Raw genomic sequence first — 1743 nt, forward strand, 5'->3', positions numbered from 1 at the left:
CTCGACTTTGGCCTTTTACTAGATAAGCAATAAATAAGCTCAATATTTTGATTTTGAGTTTATTTTTTGTGATTTTTATATCTAGTTATATGACTAGATATTTAGATATGGGGTTTCCAACAAAGATTCAATTAATCAAGCGAGCTAAGAGTGAGCAGTGGTACATTAATTTTCCAGCCGCTGTTGCCCAAGCAATGGAGTTTGAAAAAGGGGAGGTTGTTGAGTGGGTAGTGGAGGACAAGCAAAAGATGACTTTAAAAAGGTTGCCGACACAGCAAGGCAATGAGGTGAAAAAAAAACTTCTATAACCGTTTTGGAGGCCTTCGAAGAACTTTTTGCTCAAGGCGCCCCAGCTTTCAAGCAAACCAGGACTATGCTTCGAGCCAGGGAGTTGGCTTATGGAGTAATTAACTGTGTGGGCAGGCATACGATAACGGGCCTTTTATCCTCTTGTGGAAAACTTTTTGAAGACTGGTCTGCCGACTATCGCCTCTTCCAGCAAGGCAGGATGCAAGTTAGCTGCCTGTTTGATGTCGTTAGAAAAGAATTAGTAAGCCAGCTTGGTATCCAGCAGCCCATTTATGCTCACATGGATGATACTATTGTGAAGAAAACAGGAAAGAAGGTAGCTGGTAGTGCATGGAGAAGAGATCCTTTGGGCCCACCTTTTCATACCAATTTTATATGGGGTCAGCGATTTATACAACTTTCCATCTCGCTGCCGGAAAGTGGTAAAGTAGCTACTGCTGCCCGTTCGGTTCCAGTAGAGTTTTTTCATGCTCCCACAGCGAAAAAACCGTGGAAGGCTGAGGGAAAAATTGAATGGGATAATTACAAGGAACAACAGAAGCAAGCCAAACTAAGCAGGCAAGGGGTCGAAAGGATCAATATACTTCGAGAAAAGCTAGATCAGGATGGTGCCAAAGATCGTCTATTAGTAGTCAGTGTAGATGGAAGCTACTCCAATGAGACGGTATTGAAATCACTCCCTCAGCGCACAACACTTATCGGAAGAATAAGAAAGGATACGTTACTAAACTACCTACCAGAAAATGGTAAGAAGGTGGGTAGGAATAGAGTATATGGGCAACAACTCCCCACCCCTGAGCAAATTAGACAATCAGACCAATACGCTTGGCAAGAGGTAGAAGCCTATGCGGCAGGAAAGCTCCACCACTTTAATATAAAAGTGATCCAGCATATACGTTGGAGAAAAGCAGGAAATCAAAACCTTCAATTGGTAGTTATTCGTCCACTATCATATCGATTAACCAAGCACTCAAAACTACTCTATAGGAAGCCTGCCTATTTGATATGCACTGACCCTGAGATGAGCAGCGATCAACTCCTACAGGCTTATTTATGGCGATGGGGCATTGAGGTGAATTTTAGAGAGGAAAAAACCGTATTAGGTTGTGGGCAGGCTCAAGTACGAACCACCAAAGCGGTAGAAAAAGTACCCGCCTTCATTGTCGCCGTTTATGCCATGCTCCAACTGGCAGCACATAAATCAACCAACACAACCAACTGCCTACCAAGATCCAAATGGTACCCGAATAAACATAGTAATAAGCCCACCACTGGAGATATTATCAATCAACTCAGAGCTCAAATATATGCTCAAAGCCTAAATATCAATTTTACCCACTTCGTTAATCTTCAGGCTATGATGCAAAGCCGTAGAATTAGACCTGAAAGAACCCAGGCCGCACTTTTTTATTGCCGAAAATAGCCAAACTCAAG

The 1743-nt window shown here is 42.6% G+C and carries 2 protein-coding genes; both read left to right on the forward strand.

Annotation, left to right across the window (positions count from 1 at the left end; translation table 11 throughout):
* Window positions 1-53: 53 nt before the first annotated feature.
* The gene (locus GC130_RS25465; RefSeq protein ID WP_226940608.1) at window positions 54-308 is read left to right on the forward strand and encodes a hypothetical protein; all 255 of its coding nucleotides are present in this window, start codon (window positions 54-56) and stop codon (window positions 306-308) included.
* 83 nt (window positions 309-391) lie between these two features.
* Window positions 392-1732, forward strand: coding sequence for a transposase (locus GC130_RS25470; RefSeq protein ID WP_255471549.1), 1341 nt, complete (start codon window positions 392-394; stop codon window positions 1730-1732).
* Window positions 1733-1743 lie beyond the last annotated feature (11 nt).

Source organism: Imperialibacter sp. EC-SDR9 (assembly GCF_902498805.1).
GTDB lineage: Bacteria > Bacteroidota > Bacteroidia > Cytophagales > Cyclobacteriaceae > Imperialibacter.